Source organism: Streptomyces sp. NPDC002698 (assembly GCF_042888945.1).
In the GTDB taxonomy this organism is placed as follows: Bacteria; Actinomycetota; Actinomycetes; order Streptomycetales; family Streptomycetaceae; genus Streptomyces.
In genome coordinates this window covers 212,793-229,360 of sequence record NZ_JBIAQM010000008.1, presented here as the reverse complement: position 1 = coordinate 229,360, position 16,568 = coordinate 212,793, and the positions used below count along the sequence as shown (strand labels likewise).

The window sequence follows — 16,568 nt, the reverse complement described above, 5'->3', positions numbered from 1 at the left end:
CCGGTCGTTCCCACGTGTTCGCGGATCAGACCATGAACTGGTCGTACTTCGCCATGTGCTCCTGCAGTTCCTCCAGGCTGGGGTTGCGCCCGTTGGCCGTGAGGCGCCCCAGGCCGCGGAAGTAGTCCTCACGGTTGTAGATCGGGTAGAACATGATGAGCAGCGTGGCGTCCTCGTTGCCCCTGTTCGTGAACCCGTGCGGCTCGCCCTTGGGTACGTAGGCGAACGCCCCGGGCTCACCCACCACCTTGCGGTCGCCGATGGTGAACTCGATCTCGCCCTTCACCACGTAGAACATCTCGGTGGACTGCTTGTGGATGTGCGGGCTGGCACCGCTCGCCTCCGGAGCCATGTGGTGCTCGAAGAAGCCGAACTCCCCGTCGGAGTCGGCCGTGGTGAGCTTGAGGTAGGTCCTCTTCGTGTCCCGGATGTTGACGAACTCGCCTTCGCCCGAGGGGACATACAGCGGAACGGACATTTCTCTCCTTGAATGCTGATCAACTGTGCTGAATCGACTACGGGTTCGGTGTGCGGGGATGGTTACGTGGCCTCGGCCAGGCTCGGGTCCGCCGGCGTCCTGCTGTCCGCCTGTGCCTGCGCCCACCGGCCGATGAGCGGCGCCGCCAGGCCGCAGACGGCGAACAGCGCGGCCAGGACCGCCCAGCCCGTGGCGCCGCTCGTCACGACCACGCTGACCAGGACCGGGGCCGCGATCTGCTGTACCGCCACGCCCAGCCAGAAGACCGAGAGGTAGACGCCTTCCTCTCCGGGCACCGCGAGCAGATAGGACCCGCCCCAGCCGCCGGCGGACTGGAACAACTCGCCGCCGGTCAGCGCGACCATGGCCAGCAGCAGCACCCCGACGGCCAGGACGACCGGCAGCTTCGGCGCCGCGACGAGCAGCAGGCAGCAGACCGCGAGGCAGATCCCGGCCCGCACCAGCGCCCGCGCCGCTCCGGCGATGGTGTCGGTGTCCCGGCTGGCTCGGACCTGCAGGGCGACCGCGAGCACGGTGTTGACCGCGACCAGGGGCGAGATCAGCGCGGAGGAGACAGCGGTGTGCCCGACGATCCACAGCGGGATCCCGATGCTGAGCAGGGTCATGTGCATGGTGAGCACCGCGTTGATGCCGGTGAACGACAGGAACGATCCGTCGCGCAGCACACTGACCGAGAAGCGACGGCGCAGGCTCTTCACCGGCGCGCCGAGCACCGGCAGCCGGGCGGCCAGTGTCGCGAGCACGGCGAAGGAGGCGGCGTTCACCAGCAGGATCGCGGAGTACCCCGCCCGGCTGTCGATCAGGAGCCCGATACCGCCCAGCAGGGCGCCGACCGTGAAGCCGACGTTGCGCAGCGACCGCAGGATGGCGACCACCCTGACCCGGTCGTCGGTCGCCGTCACCTGCCCGACCAGAGCCTGCTCCATCGGTGCCGCCGCCTTGTCGACCAGGCCGAGCAGACACACCACGGTCAGGAACTGCCACAGGTTCTGGACGAACGGGTAGAGCACGAAGCAGGCGCAGCGCCACAGGCTCACCCCGACCAGTACCTTCTTCGGGCCGATCCGGTCGGCCAGGATGCCGATCGGTATCGCCGTGCCCAGGGCGATGGCGGCGGACAGCGTCAGGCCGAGACCCAGGCTGCCCTCCGACAGCCCGACCGACCTGGTGATGAACGGCACGGACACGGCCAGGAAGGCACCGGTACCCACCGCGTCGATCATCGCCATCACGGCCAGCCGGATGCCGACCGAGCCTCCGGGCATGGATCCGCGCCATCCGCGGACGCGCTGCCACAGAACAGACATGTGTTTCCTCAATCGGTTGCGATACGGATGGCGGTCTCCGCGTCCAGGACGCGATGCCGCGTGGTGTTCGCGTCCGGCCCGGTCGCGATGACGTGCCCGGCGCGGTCCCAGGAGGACGCCCACGGCCGGACCTCCTGGCCGGGTTCGGCGTCCACCTCCACGACCTGGACGCCGGGCAGCGCCCGGGCCGTGTCCACGCCCACGACCTCGGTCACGGTGCCGGGACCGGCGGCCAGGAACCGGATCGCCGAGGTCCGCTGCGACGATCGGGGCAGCGTGACCGGACGGCCTGCCAGCAGGTCGATGAGGGTCAGCCTGATCCGTGTGTCGTAGGCCAGGTCGATCAGGTCGATGAGGTAGTCACCCGGGCACCTGCCGGCACATTCGACCAGGGTCGGTCCCGAGTCGGTCAGGATCCACTCGGCGTGCAGGATGCCGGTCCCGAACCCGATCGCGGTGACCAGCGCCCGCATGGCCGTGGCGAACGCGGTCTCGGTGTCCTGGTCGAGCGGCGCGGGCAGCAGATGGCCGAGTTCGACCGGATACGGTCCCGGAATCACGGTCTTGGCCGTGATGTTCCGGAAGACGATCTCGCCCCGCTGGACCAGTGCCTCGACGCTGTACTCGGGACCCCGCAGTCGTTCTTCGGCGAGGAAGCGCCACGCCAGTTGCCGGTCGGGCACCTGCTCGTACTCGGCGGCGGACGAGGTCCGCTCCCAGGCCTGTGCCGCGGTGGTGGCGTCGACCGCGTCCAGGAGCTGTACGCCGACACTCGCCTGCCGGTTCGCCGGCTTGACCACCACCGGACCGTCGCCGGCGAACTCGAGGATGTCCGCGGGCCCGTGCACCTCGCGCCAGCGCGGATTGCGGACGCCCCCGGCGCCGGAGACCTCGCGCAGCCGGACCTTGTCCCGCAACGCCTGCGCGGCGGCCTCGGTCGCGCCGGGCAGCCCGAGCTTCTCGGCCAGCGCGGCCGCCGCCGGCACCGCGTACTCGAGCCCGGGGACGACCGCCGCCACCGTTCGCGCGGCCGTCAGCTCGGCGGCCAGGTCCAGGGCTTCGGTCGACTGCTGATAGCTCGCCGGCACGATCCGGTCCAGGCAGTCGAAACCGGCCGCGGCGTCGCCCAGTTCCCGCTTGCGGATGATGTCGGGTTCCTCGATCACCACGACCGACCTGCTGGGAACCCTCCCGTCGATCGCGCGCAGGTAGGCCGCGTTGTAGCCGACGAACACCACCTGCGCGTCGGTGGGGGCGGCGGTCATGGCGACCTCCTGGTTGTCGTTGGGGACCACTGCATGGCCACTGCCTTTCTGCGGGGTGGGGGGACTCGTGACCGACGGTGCCCGTACGGGCGTCCCGGCCCGGCCGTCCGCCCGTACGGGCGTTTCGTCGATGACGACTTCGATCGCGGAGAGCACCTGCGCGCAGCGGGCCCTGGCTTCCTCGGGAGTGGGACCGGAGACGATGACGTGCCCGTGCCTGCTCTTCGAGTCGGTGACCGCCGCCACGGTGTCGCCGGGGCGCAGCCTGATGGTCAGCTCGTCGACGTGACCGAGCTCCGCGGCTGCCTCCAGGCCGCGGATCTCACCGACGCGGCCGGGCGGGAAGGTGAAGAACCGTACGATCGCCGTCGCCCGCGCCGCGACCGGCTCGGCCGCCGTGCCCGCGAGGCCGGTGAAGATCGCCTGTTCGATGTCCAGTCCGGTGGCCAGCTCGACGAGCCGCGGTATCCGGTCACCGCCGAGCCGGGCCTGTGACTCGACGATGCGCGGGCCGTGCGGGGTCCAGATCACCTCGGTGTGCGCGGGGCCGAACCGGTACCCGCACGCCGTGAGGAACTCCGTGGTGAGATCCTCGACGGTCCGCCGACGGTCCTCGGGCAGGGGCGCCGGATGGACGTGTCCCACCTCCACGAACAGCGGCGGCGGACCCAGTACCTTCTCGGTGACGCCGACGACCAGGTGCCTGCCGTCCTTGCTCAGCGTCTCGACGCTGTATTCGGGACCCCGCAGGTATTCCTCGACCAGGAAGGGGCCGTCGTAGCCGTACTGGTCGACGAGCGCGCTCCATGCCGACCGGTCCTCGGCGTCCCGCCAGAGGAATACGCCTCGGCTGCCGGCGAGCGCTGTCGGTTTGACGACCGCCGGGTAGCCGATCCGCTCGACCGCCTCCGGTACTTCGTGCCGGGTCGGTGCCGCCTCGAAGGACACCGGGGACAGACCGTGCCGTGCCAGCAGGTCCCGCATCGCGTGCTTGTCGACGAGGTGGCGGATCGCCGCGGCCGGGTTGACCTCGGCGTGCAGGTCCTCGGCCACCTCGTAGGCGGTGACCATCGTTTCTTCTCTGCCGATGTGGTAGATCACCGTGGCGTGGTGCTCCCGGGCCACCTCGCGAAGGGTGCGGCGCAGCAGCTCGGTGTCCCGGAAGTCGACCGCCACGAACAGGTCCGCCAGCTCGCGCACGTCGTCGAGGTACTCGGGTGACTCGAGCCGTGGGTCCCAGATCGCGCCGACCCAGAAGCCCTCGGCCTGTGCCTTCCGCACGAACTGGCGGTACGGCATCACCATCAGCAGGCGCGGCCGGTCGTCGGCGGGTGCGGGTGCTGTCACCGGGCACCTCCGCCGGCGGCGGCCCCGGAGGGTACCGGCTCGGTCTCGCGGCCGAGCAGGCTCAGGTACCGCTCACCGGTGTCGGGCAACAGCGTCACGATGCGCTTGCCCCGGTACTCCGGACGGCTGGCCACCACACCGGACGCGTGGACGACCGCACCGGCCGAGACACCGACCATGAGGCCCACGCCGAGCGCGAGCCGCCGGGTGGTGTCCAGCGCGTCCTGGTCGGAGACCGCGATCACCTCGTCGATCAGGCGTCGGTCCGTGGTCGGCGCGATGAAGCCGCCGTTGAACCCCGGAATGGAGTGGGTGCCGGGCTCACCGCCGGACAGCAGTGGTGACCCCGCCGGTTCCACCGCCACGATCCGGACGGCGGGGTGCCGCTCGCGCAGGTAGCGCCCCACACCGCTGATCGTGCCGCCGGTGCCGACTCCGCAGACGAACACGTCGACCCGCCCGTCGGTGTCGGACCAGATCTCCGGACCGGTCGACTCGTAGTGCGCACGGGTGTTGTCCGGATTGTCGTGCTGGCAGCAGAACCACGACCCCGGGGTCTGCCGGTGGAGTTCCGCGGCCTTGTCCACCGCGGCCTGGTAACCACCCGTGTGCGGTGTCCGCACCACCTCGGCGCCCAGCGTCCGCAGCATGGCCACGCGCTCCTGTGTGGCGTTGTCCGGCAGCACGATGACACAGCGGTAGCCGCGGGCCGCGGCCAGCGCGGCCAGCGAGATCCCCGTGTTGCCCGAGGTCGCCTCGATCACGGTGCCGTCGCCCGGGGTGAGCAGCCCTTGTTCCTCGGCGCCGCGCAGCATCCACAGCGCGGCCCGGTCCTTGCTGCTGGACCAGGGGTTGAACGGCTCCAGCTTCGCCAGCACCTCAGCATCGCCCGGGACACCGTCCGTGATGCGGTCCACCGGCAGCCGGAGCAGCGGTGTGCGGCCGATCAGGTCGACCAGGGAGTGTGCGACAGGACGCCGGGTGACCGGCTCCGTGCGGATGTCGATCTCCTGCACGGCGGCCTCGGCGGTCCGCGCCGCGAGCTGGGCGGTTTCGGCCACCACGAGGACATGACCGGCGCGGTCGCCGTTGCGGCGCAACTCCCGCAGCACAGAGCCCGGTTCCGGCTTGACGACGACCTCCTCGACTCCGGGCAGCGCGGCGGCCCGTTCCCGCCCGCTGACCGACACCACGCGGCCGGGCGCCGCCGTGAGGTAGCGGATGGCGGCACCGGCGACCGGCCGCTCGGGCAGTACCCGGGCCGGGAGCGGCTGTCCGAGGTACTGCCGGGCCACCAGTTCCAGTGAGCGGATGCCGAGGGCACGGTCGACGAGGTAGGTGATCTTGCCGCCGGCGGGCCTGGGGTTGATCTCGATGAGCTTGGGCCCGGACTCGGTCACCTTGATCTCGACATGGGCCATGCCCAGGTCGAACCCGACCGCTCGGAGCGCCTCCACGGCCAGGTCGCCGCAGGCACGGACCATCGGCTCGGGCAGGCTCGAGGGGAAGCTGTGGGCGAGCTCGACGAAGTAGCCCTGGCCGATCACCGACTTGTCGGTCACCCCGAACACCTCGTACCGGTCGCCGTCGGCCAGGACCTCCACACTGACCTCGGGGCCGCTGAGGTACTCCTCGACCATCAGCTCGTGGTGGCGGGCCTGGCCACGCGTGTTCTCCCGCCGTGACCGGATCAGCGCGACGTGCTCGGCCGCCTGGGACGCGGTCTCGACGAGCCGGACGTCGGCGCTGCTGGTCTCGTCGGCGGGCTTGACCACACAGGGCAGGCCGATCTCCGCCGCCGCCGCCTCCGCCTCGGCCGGGGTCTGCACGGTGCGGAACGCCGGTATCGCGACGCCTAGTTCGGCGCAGCGCCGGCGCATCGACGCCTTGTTGCGCGCTGTCGCCACGCCGTCGACGCTCACCGTCGGGAGTCCGAGGTGGACCGCCACCTGGGCGGCCACGACCACGTCGTACTCGGCCAGGGTCAAGAACGCGTCGAAGGGGTGCCCGGCCCCGGCCGCGTGCACATGCGGCAGGAGTTCCTCGAAGATGTTCGTCTCACAGTGGACGATCTCGTCGACGTAGTTGTCGAAGTAGGCCGGGCCGCCCGGTACTTCCAGGTACCGGTCCAGGTCGCGGGTGAAGAAGGTGACGCGGCAGTCGAGTTCCTTGATGATCTGCAGGCCCTCGAAGCCGGAACCGGAGAGGTTGCTCTCCACGACACCGACGTGAATCATCTATGCCTCCGATGGCATCCCGACGCGTGGTCGGGTTTGAGCGGGACGACGGGCGGCGGGTGAGAAGCGGCGCACGGAAACCGCGCACGACGAGCGACGGACGGCGACCGGTGAACCGGTCCGGGCGGACCGTCACCAGCACCCGGACGTGGCCAGCGAGCGCAGCAACTGGTCCGACTCCTCTCGGTCGGCGGCCGAGAGCCGTGGCACGATCTCCGCCACGGGGGCCATCACCCGGGCGCCCGAAGGCACATCGCGCAGTACGAGCGAACCCGCGCCGATCAGCGCGTCGTCGCCGACGGTGACCGGACCGAGCACGATCGCGTTGGTGCCGAGCACCACGCGGTCGCCGACGACCGGATGCCGTCGGGCGCCGGGCTCGCGTCGCCCGTCCCGCCACCAGCCGACCGCGCCCAGCGTGACCTGGTGGAAGATCGTGACGTCGTCGCCGACCTCGGCCGTCTCCCCGATGACCACCGCGGCCCCGTGATCGATGAACACGCGCCGGCCGAGCCTCGCGCCCGGATGGATCTCGATGCCGCCGGTGACCGCGCGCGCCAGGTAGGCCAGGAGCCGGGCGAGTTGACGGTGCCCGCGGGCGTAGAGGACGGAGGCCAGCCGGTGGGTCCACAGCGCCGGCAGCGCGGGGTGCAGCAGCGCCTCCGCGCGCGTGCGGACCGACGGGTCCCGCGCGACGATCACGGAGAGGTCCTCTCTCGCTCTCATGATCACCCTGCGCATGCGGTCCTCCGTGAATTCATGTCCTGGTTCTCCGTCGGCACAGTCGAATTCGGTCGCAGGCTTCAGTAGTTCGGGGCTTTGACCAGATTTCCGGTGCCTTCGACGATCTCCGGTATGTACACCCGCTCGGTCCAGGCGTCCTGAGCGACCGGTTCGAGGGCGATCGAAACCGCGCCCTCGTCGACCGAGAACGCGGTCCGGACCGCACGGGTGATCGCGTCGACGAGGGCCGATATCTGGTCGGCTGCGAGGTTGTTCGGGAAATGCTTGATGCTGACGTGGGGCACTCCGATGACCTTTCCGGGGAGTTGTGCGGCCTTGATGGCGGTGACGAGTTCGTCTATTCCGCTCGCGCGCAGCAATTCGTAGTGATCGGCCTTGAGCCGGCTGATCCTGGGGGGTGTGCTCGACAGCGTGTGACCGGTGTCGATGAAGGAGTCCTGGTCGCCGTCGGCGCGGAACACCGTGATCGGCGCGGTGATTCCGCGCCGGGCCAGTTCGTGCGGGGCGTACTCGAACAGAAAGGTCTGCCGCACCACGCCGACTATCCTGCGCACGAGCGCACGCTCCAGATGGGCGAACCGGCCGCAGACGAAGGCGATGAACGAGTCCTCGTCGTGGGTCGCGGCCAGACACGCGTCGACGGCCGACCGTTCGAGGTTCCCGGAGAAGACCGAGTAGAGAATCGCGACGAAGGTGGTGTCGGTGAAGCTGACCGCCACCTCGGCGGACGGGCGGGTCCCGGCGCGTTTCCCGACCGGTGGCTTGCCCGGGGCGATCAGGATCACCTCGTCGACCTGCTCGCCGGCGTACTCCAGTTGGCGGGCAGCCTCGAACGCGGCTCGGGCCCCGAAGGAGTAGCCCCACAGCGTGTACGGGCCGACCGGTTGGACCTGCCGGATGAGTTCGACGTCCTTGGCGACCATCTCGTCGAACGACGGGTAGGCGGTCTCGCCCGCGTTGATGCCGTGGGCCTGGACACCGAGAAACGGCCGGTCCTGCTCCAGCCGGCCGGCCAGCAGCCGCAGGCTCATCGGGTATCCGCCCAGACCGGGCCAGCAGAAGACCGGCCGGCCGCCTTCCGCGGTGTGCAGCCGCACCAGCCTCGACAGCGCGCTCGTGGGCTCACGGTCGACGCGCCGGGCCAGCTCCGCGATGGTCGGAGCGTCGAACAGCACCTGGAGCGGCAGGGCGCTGCCGAGTTCCCGGTTGATGCGGCCGACCAGGTTGACCGCGGTCAGCGAGTGGCCCCCGGCGGCGAAGAAGTTGTCCCGGATCGAGACCCGTTCCTGTCGCAGCACCTTCCGCCACAGCCCGGCGATGGCTTCCTCGGTGGGCGTGCGCGGGGGGACGACCGGCGCTTCGCCGTCCTCCACGGCGGCCTTGTCGAGGTCGCGCAGCGCCTGGTGGTCGATCTTGCCGTTCGGGGTGAGAGGGAAGGCGTCCAGGACGGTGACCCGGTTGGGCACCATGTACGGGGGCAGGGATTCTGCGAGATTGTCCTTCACGATCTCGGCCGGCCCGCGCATGTGGACCGAGTCCTCCTTCATGCCTTCGCTGAGCCGCTGCTCGGCACTGACGCGGCCGCCGACGGCGAAGTAGGAGGCCGTGTCCGGGCCGAGGCCGACGATGTCCGCGATGCGCCGGGCCGACGGCAGGGGGTTGCCGGTCTCCGAGCTGTAGCCGGAGGACATCAGCCCCAGATCGAGGCCGTTCGTCTGGAGGCGCTGCAGTTCCCGGCCGAGGTCGACGTAGCGCCGCCAGGGTTCGGACGCGTGGCCGATCAGGCTGACGCCGAAGTCCGCGCGCTCGTAGACCTCCTGGTTGATGGCGATGACGTCCTGCTTGCGGATCAGCTCGTCGGACACCCGCACCAGCTCGCCGTCGGCATAGCGGTACTGGCCGCCGTCGAGATCCACGATCCGGCCGGGATGAGCCTGCACGTACAGGTCGACCGGGCTGTCCTTCGCCGGGGTGTCCGCCTCCTCCACCTCGTACGTGGCCAGGTGGTAGTCCTCTTTCGGGCAGCGCAGGACGTCCTTGACCTCCGGCGCTTCCGGGCGGGCGCTGATCCGCAGCCCGTACGCGGGCAGCACATGGTCGAACAGGCCGGCCATGTGACCGGCTTCGAACCTGAGGACTTCCTGGATGTTGTTCCGGTAGACGGGCTCGATCGCCGACCGGCGCCCGATGACGTGGACGCGCAGCCTCGAAGCACCGGCGGGAGCACGGCTGATCAGCAACAGCCGATGACTGACCGGGTGGTAGTAGTAATAGCCCGGTTCGAGGCCCGCGACGCCGGACAGTTCCAGGTACAGCTGTGCGGCGTAGAGCGAGCCCGGCGAGGCGTACCCGTATTTGGGAAGCAGCCGTTCGCCGCTGGGGAACTGCCCGAAATAGCGCAGCAGGGAACCGAGTTCGGGAAGCGTCAGGGTGTCCGGCGTCCGGGGCGCGTCCGGTCGGCCGGCCGGCCGGGCGAGCAGGCCCAGGAGGTCGGACCGGGTTGTCGCGCCGCCTTCGAAGAACCGGTACGTCTTGCGGGCGAACACCGTGCGCCGCTGCCGGACCGTGGCCGTCCGTCCGGGCAGGTCGACGTACGGTGCCCCGCCCTCTTCACGGACTCCCGGATTCGAGAGCTGCGCCTTGAGTTGAAGCCTGCTGCCCTTGGACTGGTGGTGAGCGCCGTGGTTGCCCTGGTCCATCAGCGCGGCCCGCTGAGGGTCGAGCTCGATGAAGGCGATGAGGTTGGTGCCGATTCTCGCGTCGTCCCGGACCAGGACGGCGGCGCGCTTGACCCAGTCGTGTCTCTCGATGGAGACCTTGACCTCGTCGAGCTCTACCCGGAAACCGCGCAACTTGACCTGGGTGTCGGTACGGCCGAGGAACTGCGCGGTGCCGTCGTCGTTCCACCGGGCCAGATCACCGGTGCGGTAGAGACGGGCGGATTCGGGACCGGTGGCGAACGGGTTGGTGACGAACCGCTCGGCGGTCAGCTCGGGGTTGTTCAGATACCCGCGGGCGAGTTGGGGTCCCGCGATGTGGAGTTCACCCGATTCCCCCCGCGCGACCGGCCGGCGGGCGGGGTCGAGGATGTGGAAACTCATGCCGCGCACCGGCAGGCCGATGGAGACGTGGTCCGGACCGTTCTGGACGGAGCCGCGGTCCACCACGTGGGCCGAAGCGTTGATGGTGCACTCGCTCGGGCCGTACAGGTTGACCAGTTCGCAGCCGGGTAACGCGTCGAGCAGCTCGATCGCCAGGCTCTTGGTGAGTGCTTCGCCGCCGCTGAAGACATGGGTGAGCGAGGTGCAGTCGGAGAGCCGTCCGGTGTCGACGAGCGCCTGCAGCAGGGTCGGCACCCCCTGCAGAGTGGTCACGTCGTTCGCCACGATCAGGTCGATGAGCCCGCCGGGGTCGGCGTAGACCCCCGGCTCGCTCATCACCACGCTGCTGCCGCAGGCCGGCGCGAGGATCTCCCACTGTGCGGCGTCGAAACTCAGCGGTGTCTTCTGCAGCACCGTTCTGCTCGCGTCCAGGCCCCGTTCGTCGGCGAGCCAGCGCATCTGATCGACGATGCTGTGGTGTTCGATGCCGATGCCCTTCGGCTTGCCCGTGCTTCCCGAGGTGTAGATGACGTAGGCGAGGCCGGCACCCTCCACAGGGCGAGGGGCCGTTGGCGGGACGGCCCGGGGCTCCGGCTCGGTCACCCGGTGGGCACGTGTCCGGTCGAGGATGACGATCTTCGTCCCGGGCGGCGTCATCGCGGACAGGCGGGGCGCCAAGGACTCGTCCGTCAGGACGATCCTGGTCTGTGAGTCGGCCACCATGTAACGCACGCGCTCGTCCGGGTACTCGGGCGACAGCGGGAGGTACGCGGCGCCCGCGTGCAGGACACCCCAGACGCTCGCCATGAGGTCGACGGACGGCCCCATGAAGATGCCGACGGGGTCGTCCGCCGCGGCTCCGAGCCGTCGCAGACGGTCCGCCACGTCCTCACTGCGCTCATGGAGCTGCCGAAACGTCAGCCGCTCCGTGCCGCAGGAGACGGCAGTCCGGTCGGGTTGGGCGTGCGTGGCCGCACGCAGCATGTCTGACAGGGAAATCTTGTCGGGCCCCGTTGGTTTCGCCATCGTCCTTCGAACCTAGAATTCGTCGTTTCCGAGCAGGTCGACGCGCGTAACATGCCCTGGGAAATCAGGCATGGGAAAAGCGCGATCGGTGATGGATCTGGTTTCGAACACAAGCAGCCGGAACACTGGACTTCCATGGAATCGCTTGCTTGATCAGCGTCGCGACCACATGGTGTGAGGCCGGCACTCGGACCGTCTCGTACATCGCCCAGTGGGGTGCTGCGCTCGTTCAAGAAGTCGTGCGGACATGCCTTTCGCGCCTCCCCAACCAAGTCTCCGCGGCCGCATTTCGAGAGTCCGGGGCCGATACAGCACTGCCGCGGACCATGACGGTCTTTCACGGCACCCCGAGGGTGCTCGCAGGAAAACCAGAGCATTTCCTGCGGGCAATCGGAAGGTACACGATCGAGATGGGTGACGTGAGATCAGGAAATGGAGCGTCTTGCCCCTTTTGAACAAGTCCTCGCCCCGGCTTCCCGGTCGGCCACGCATGGCCGAAGTGTTGCGTGGCGCAAACAGGGTGACGCTGTTCCGGTTTTCGCCGTCGACATCAATGAGGAGGGAGGCCGATGGCTCCCGAATCGACCACCAGGGCCGAGCGGACGGAAATCGTCAGACAGGTTCTGGGCACCTGCTTCCCGCCGGCCGACGTCGAGCCCGTCCGCAGTTCTTCGGCACGCGAACGTTCGCAGCCATATGCGGCAGCGAATGCCCTGTGCAGTCAGTTGGACGGCGCGGGCGGCCGCTGGAAGCCGGGGCCGTCGGGAACAGTTCACGGAGCTGCAATGGAGGACGCCACCGGAACAGCCCGTACCGCCCCACCACCGTCACCTGCGGCCCGCCGAACGTGCCCCGCGACCCCCCGCACGGCACGGCAGGGCGGGACAGCCGCCGGGGAGTCGCCAGGAGTCGCCCTCCCCTATTTCCTATTGTTTTACTAGGAAAGCGTTGCGGCCCGCCCGACGAGTGCGCAGGATGGTGCACATGCCCGCTACGCAGCAACGGCTCGCCGGCATGCCGACTTCGGTCACGTCGTCAGCGCCGCCCGCTGACGCGCGTAGAGTGCGCAGCGGTCTGCTGTCACGCGCAGGGCAGGCAGCTCACATGTCGCACGTGCCCCTCCACCCCCTCTTCCGCCACCAGGCGATCAGGTGGACCCACGCCACTGCGCCCGGACGCCCAGACGCCCGACACACTCCCGAAGGACGACCGTCATGACCACGGCACCTCCGGCCCAGGCCACCCCGCAGGCTTCACCACTCTCCGACGCGCGCCGCCTCCGCCTTGTGGGCGACACCGCTCAGGGCCGCCCGGAGGCGCACGGTTCCGCACCCCTCGTCGGCTACCTCATCCTCGTCCCCGAGGGCACCGACCCCGCTCAGCTCTTCGCCGAGGGCGTGACGCGACCGGAGATCCGACGGGTCTCCTACACGGACCCACCTCCCGCGCAGGAAGCGGGAGTCAGCGTCGTCCACATCGATCCGACACGGCATGCCGCGGAACTCGACGGGCGCGAACTCGATCTCACCCAACTGGAGTTCGGACTGCTGGCCCATCTCGTCCGGGATCCCCACCAAGTGCATTCGCGAGAGCGGTTGATAGCCGGCGTCTGGGGCTACGACCACATCGGCGACGGCCGTACCGTGGACGTCCACATCGCGCGGCTGCGCCGCAAGCTGGGTAGGGCCCACCGGCACCGGATCGTCACCGTACGAGGCGTGGGCTACAAGTACGTTCCCGACCCGCGGTAACCCTCCGAGGTGCGGCACGAGGGACACCGGCCGGGGCGGAGGGGAACCGGACAGGAGCGGTGCGGGATACTACGCACATGCGGATCTCAGCCAGGGCGGACTACGCGGTACGTGCCGCACTGCAGCTCGCCGCGTCACGGGATGACGCGCCTCTGAAAGCCGAGGCCATCGCCGACTCACAGGACATCCCGCACAAGTTCCTCGAAAGCATCTTGAACGACATGCGCCGGGGCGGTCTCGTCCTCAGCCGACGAGGCGGCAACGGCGGTTACCGACTGGCCAGGCCCGCCGAGGACATCAGCATCGCCGACGTGATACGCGCGGTGGACGGACCACTGGTCTCGGTACGGGGGGTGCGTCCCCCGGAACTCTCGTACACCGGCCCCGCCGAATCGCTGCTCCCCTTGTGGATCGCGCTGCGCTCCAACGTGCGCGAGATCCTTGAGGGTGTGTCACTCGCCGACGTCGCGTCCGCCCGACTACCCGCCAGCGTATCCGCGTTGACCGACGCTCCGGGAGCCTGGACGAACCCCTGAGGCGCCGGGTCGTCCCCCATCGCGTCCCATAAAGCGAGACGGCAGGGTCCAACATCCGAACACCCCCTTGGGGTGGAGGCCACCTTCTGCCACGATCCCTACCAGCCAGGTAGGAATACCGGGGATCGGGGGGTGGCCATGGGAATGCTCGACTGCACAGGGCGGACGCTGCCGCTCCTGACCTCACGTCGCCACATCGACCTCGGCCGTACGTCCAGTGCCATCTGTCGGCCCGTCTGACGCCGCGGAACCCGCACCTTTCCGAGCCGCGACAGCTTCCCCGCCCGCCACGTCCGTGCCCGGCGGATCGGACACCCGTCCCCCGGCCGCGACCCCAGCGTTCCCTTTCCCCGCCTTCGGCTGCACGCGTGCCGCGGAAGGCGGGGAAGGGGCGTGCCGGTGCGCGCCGACGCGTTGTCGCCGCGCGGTTTCACACCTTCCTCGACCCATCTTCCGAGAGGACACCTCAGTGTCTGCCGCAAGACCGCTCTCCGCCCTGCGCACCATCGCCGTCATAGCCGCGGTCCCCCTCCTGCTCACCGCCTGCGGTTACGGTTCCGACTCCACCGACGACGACAAGCGGACCGAGGTCGCGGCGGGCGCCAAGAAGCTCTCCGCCGACGAGGTGAAGATCGGCTACTTCCCCAACCTCACGCACGCCACGGCTCTGGTGGGCGTCCAGGAAGGCCTGTTCCAGAAGGAACTCGGCGGCACCACGATCAAGGCCTCGACCTTCAACGCCGGCCCCTCCGAGATCGAGGCGCTGAACGCCGGCTCCATCGACATCGGCTGGATCGGCCCGTCGCCGTCCATCAACGGCTACACCAAGTCCAAGGGCAAGAGCCTCAGGATCATCAGCGGTTCGGCCTCGGGCGGCGTCAAGCTCGTGGTGAACCCCAAGAAGATCACGTCCCTGAAGGACGTCAAGGGCAAAAAGATCGCGACGCCGCAGTTCGGCAACACGCAGGACGTCGCGTTCCTCAACTGGGCCGCGGAGCAGGGCTGGAAGGTCGACGCCCAGAGCGGCAAGGGTGACGTGTCGGTCGTCCGCACCGACAACAAGATCACCCCGGACGCCTACAAGTCCGGCTCCATCGACGGCGCCTGGGTGCCGGAGCCGACGGCCTCCAAGCTGGTCGCCGAGGGCGGCAAGGTACTGCTCGACGAGTCGGACCTGTGGCCCGACAAGAAGTTCGTGATCACGAACATCATCGTGTCGCAGAAGTTCCTCAAGGAGCACCCCGACGTCGTCGAGGCCGTGCTGCGCGGCTCCGTGAAGACCAACGCGTGGATCAACGCCAACCCGGACAAGGCCAAGGCGGCCGCCAACGCGGCGCTGGAGAAGCTGTCGGGCAAGGCTCTGCCCGCCGAAGTCATCGACCCCGCGTGGAAGTCCATCGCCTTCCTCGACGACCCGCTGGCCTCCACCCTCAGCACCGAGGCGGAGCACGCGGTCAAGGCCGGCCTGCTGGACAAGCCCGACCTGAAGGGCATCTACGACCTCGCACCGCTGGGCAAGGTCCTCGAGGCCGAGGGCAAGGACAAGGTCGACGACGCCGGTCTCGGCGCCGAGTAACGACAACGGGACCCGACGACCTCCCAGGAGGTGACGACCGTGGCCACCACAACGGCCACGGTCGTCACCTCCTGGGGGCCCGGGACTGACGGCGGGTCCGCCCCCGTACACACGACTGACAAGAAGCTGTCACACACGAACCGGAATGCGGGATCGGACGCGGGCGGTTCTGACTGGCATGACCGTAGGAGTAGCACTCAACGCATCCGACGCGGAGAACCAGGTCGACGCCTCCGTGAGTCTGGCTCGCGAAGCCGCGGAGGCCGGCCTGCGCTCGGCCTGGTTCGGACAGACCTTCGGCGCGGACTCGCCGCAGCTCGCGGCGATCGTCGGGCGGGAAGAGCCCCGGCTCCACGTGGGCACCTCCGCCGTCCCCGTCTTCGGCCGGCATCCCCTGCTCGTCTCCAGTCAGGCTCAGACCGCCCAGGCGGCCACGCACGGCCGCTACCACCTCGGGCTCGCCCTGGGCACCAAGCTCATCACCGAGAGCGGCTTCGGTCTTCCCTTCGAGCGGCCCATCGCCCGCCTGCGTGAATTCCTCACCGCCCTGCGGCAGTTGACCCGGACAGGCACAGCCGACTTCCACGGTGAGCTGCTGACCGCCGCCCCGCCGATCTCCGCTCGCGTACCCGGCGCCGAGAACGGAGTGCCCCTGCTCGTCGCCGCGATGGGCCCGCAGGCCCTGCGGGCCAGCGGTGAACTGGCGGACGGGATCCTGCCCTATCTGGCGGGCCCGCGCGCTCTGGAGGAGCACATCGTGCCCGCTCTCACCGCCGCGGCGGCCGCCGCCGGCCGTCCCTCGCCACGGATCGTGGCCCTGGTGCCCGGCGTGGTCACGGACGACGTCGAGGCCGTACGCGCGAAGGCCACCGAGCAACTGGCCTTCTACGAACAGATCCCGTCCTACGCGCGGGTCGTCGAGCTCTCCGGCGGTCGGCGGGCCTCCGACGTGGCCGTGATCGGCGACGAGAGGACAGTCGCGGCCGAGGTACGACGCTACCGGGACGCCGGAGCCACGGAGGTGGTCTTCACCTCCACGGACATCGCCGGGGAAGCGGACCGGCGGCGCACCTGGGCACTGCTCGGCGAACTGGCCGGATGAGCGACCACCGGGCACATGGACACACAGGTCCCCGGAAGATCCACACACCGTCGCGAGGCCGGACCTCGCGGGACGAA

General features: G+C 69.5%; 11 protein-coding genes and 1 pseudogene. 5 read left to right on the top strand and 7 right to left on the bottom strand.

What is annotated here, in order from left to right:
• Positions 1–25 precede the first annotated feature (25 nt).
• The 7 genes and pseudogenes from ACFYW9_RS14910 to ACFYW9_RS14880 form a co-directional block, all read right to left on the bottom strand.
• On the bottom strand, positions 26–478 hold the full coding sequence (locus tag ACFYW9_RS14910) for a cupin domain-containing protein (RefSeq protein WP_067238279.1): 453 nt from the start codon (positions 476–478) through the stop codon (positions 26–28).
• Positions 479–540: 62 nt separating this feature from the next.
• Positions 541–1,806: an MFS transporter gene (locus ACFYW9_RS14905; protein ID WP_389149417.1), complete on the bottom strand. Its 1,266-nt coding sequence runs from the start codon at positions 1,804–1,806 to the stop codon at positions 541–543.
• An 8-nt stretch (positions 1,807–1,814) separates the two neighbouring features.
• Positions 1,815–4,418 (bottom strand): ATP-grasp domain-containing protein, encoded by a 2,604-nt coding sequence (locus ACFYW9_RS14900; protein WP_389149414.1) that lies wholly within the window; start codon positions 4,416–4,418, stop codon positions 1,815–1,817.
• Positions 4,415–5,713 (bottom strand): cysteine synthase, encoded by a 1,299-nt coding sequence (locus tag ACFYW9_RS14895; protein ID WP_389149640.1) that lies wholly within the window; start codon positions 5,711–5,713, stop codon positions 4,415–4,417. The genes ACFYW9_RS14900 and ACFYW9_RS14895 overlap by 4 nt, the downstream gene beginning before the upstream one ends.
• A pseudogene (locus ACFYW9_RS14890) lies at positions 5,702–6,298 on the bottom strand (acetyl-CoA carboxylase biotin carboxylase subunit family protein); the annotation flags it as partial. The pseudogene ACFYW9_RS14890 and the gene ACFYW9_RS14895, both read right to left, overlap by 12 nt.
• 489 nt (positions 6,299–6,787) lie before the next feature.
• Entirely contained in the window at positions 6,788–7,396 is a 609-nt protein-coding gene (gene epsC, locus ACFYW9_RS14885) for a serine O-acetyltransferase EpsC (protein WP_326790268.1), read from the bottom strand.
• Positions 7,397–7,458: 62 nt separating this feature from the next.
• Positions 7,459–11,484 carry an amino acid adenylation domain-containing protein gene (locus ACFYW9_RS14880; protein WP_389149410.1) on the bottom strand — a complete coding sequence of 1,342 codons (4,026 nt, stop codon included), beginning with the start codon at positions 11,482–11,484 and terminating at the stop codon, positions 7,459–7,461.
• 1,256 nt (positions 11,485–12,740) lie between these two features.
• On the opposite strand from ACFYW9_RS14880, the gene ACFYW9_RS14875 reads away from it, so the two are divergent.
• The 5 genes from ACFYW9_RS14875 (at position 12,741) to ACFYW9_RS14855 (ending at position 16,491) form a co-directional block, all read left to right on the top strand.
• Positions 12,741–13,277 carry a winged helix-turn-helix domain-containing protein gene (locus tag ACFYW9_RS14875; RefSeq protein ID WP_389149407.1) on the top strand — a complete coding sequence of 179 codons (537 nt, stop codon included), beginning with the start codon at positions 12,741–12,743 and terminating at the stop codon, positions 13,275–13,277.
• A 77-nt stretch (positions 13,278–13,354) separates the two neighbouring features.
• Positions 13,355–13,813, top strand: coding sequence for an RrF2 family transcriptional regulator (locus tag ACFYW9_RS14870; protein ID WP_389149404.1), 459 nt, complete (start codon positions 13,355–13,357; stop codon positions 13,811–13,813).
• Between the two features lie 138 nt (positions 13,814–13,951).
• Positions 13,952–14,053, top strand: a complete 102-nt coding sequence (locus ACFYW9_RS14865; protein WP_389149401.1) for a putative leader peptide — start codon at positions 13,952–13,954, stop codon at positions 14,051–14,053.
• Between the two features lie 229 nt (positions 14,054–14,282).
• Complete coding sequence (locus tag ACFYW9_RS14860; protein ID WP_389149398.1) at positions 14,283–15,389, top strand: aliphatic sulfonate ABC transporter substrate-binding protein; 1,107 nt, start codon at positions 14,283–14,285, stop codon at positions 15,387–15,389.
• Between the two features lie 178 nt (positions 15,390–15,567).
• Positions 15,568–16,491: an LLM class F420-dependent oxidoreductase gene (locus tag ACFYW9_RS14855; protein ID WP_389149395.1), complete on the top strand. Its 924-nt coding sequence runs from the start codon at positions 15,568–15,570 to the stop codon at positions 16,489–16,491.
• Positions 16,492–16,568: the final 77 nt, after the last annotated feature.